Origin of the sequence: Methylocella tundrae, from assembly GCF_901905185.1 — a bacterium.
In the GTDB taxonomy this organism is placed as follows: Bacteria; Pseudomonadota; Alphaproteobacteria; order Rhizobiales; family Beijerinckiaceae; genus Methylocapsa; species Methylocapsa tundrae.
The window spans coordinates 1-836 of sequence record NZ_CABFMQ020000132.1 but is presented as its reverse complement, the minus strand read 5'-3'; the positions used below and the strand labels follow the sequence as shown (position 1 = coordinate 836).

Annotated in this window: 1 protein-coding gene; it reads left to right on the top strand. The window is 55.3% G+C overall.

The annotated features are described in order from the left end of the window. The first annotated feature begins 71 nt into the window (after positions 1-71). Complete coding sequence (locus MPC4_RS19110; protein WP_174513932.1) at positions 72-779, top strand: IS6 family transposase; 708 nt, start codon at positions 72-74, stop codon at positions 777-779. Positions 780-836 lie beyond the last annotated feature (57 nt).

Here is an 836-nt window from a genome sequence, read left to right as displayed (position 1 = left end):
GGTTCTGGTGCAAACGGCGAAAGCGCGGCATATTTGGCGTGAACACGCCTTTGGAGAGGACCCGAACCCGGATGCTGAACATTGAAGATCTTTTCAAGGGCCGTCATTTCGATCGGGAGATCATCATCCTCTGCGTCCGCTGGTATCTCCGGTTCAAACTGAGCTTTCGGGATCTCGTGGAGATGATGGCCGAGCGAGGCGTTTCGCTCACCCATACGACGATCATGCGCTGGATCCAACGCTATGTCCCAGAATTCGAGAAGCGCTGGAACTGCTTCGCCTGCCGGGCTGGCGGTTCCTGGCGGGTCGACGAGACCTATGTGAAGATCAAAGGTCGCTGGACCTACCTTTATCGCGCGGTCGACAAAGAGGGAAAGACCGTCGATTTCCTGCTCCGCGTCAAGCGGGATGTCGCGGCCGCCAAGGCGTTTTTCCGGCGGGCGTTCAAGAACCAGGGCCGGTTGCCACAAAAGATCACGCTTGACGGCTATCAGGCATCCCACCGGGCGGCACTTGAAGTCCTTGGCGAACACCGGAGCGGCAAACGAACCAAAATCCGGTCGTCGAAATATTTGAACAATTTGATCGAGCAGGACCACCGATCGATCAAGCTCCGTTTGGGTCCCATGCTTGGTTTGAAGCGCTTTCGAAACGCCTCAATCACCATCGCAGGGATCGAATTGATGCATAGAATCAGAAAGGGTCAATTTAAACTTGGCAAGCTCCGGATCAAAAACAAAACCGCGCCGGAAATGTGGAATGCGGTTCTTGCCGCTTGAGCCGGTTCGTGCTCCTGGCTGTTGCGCAGTTGATTTCCGAAAGTTTGCACCACAACC

Coding starts and splice junctions, on each gene's coding strand:
- MPC4_RS19110 (WP_174513932.1), top strand. CDS start 72: ATGCTGAACATTGAAGATCTTTTCAAGGGCCGTCATTTCGATCGGGAG.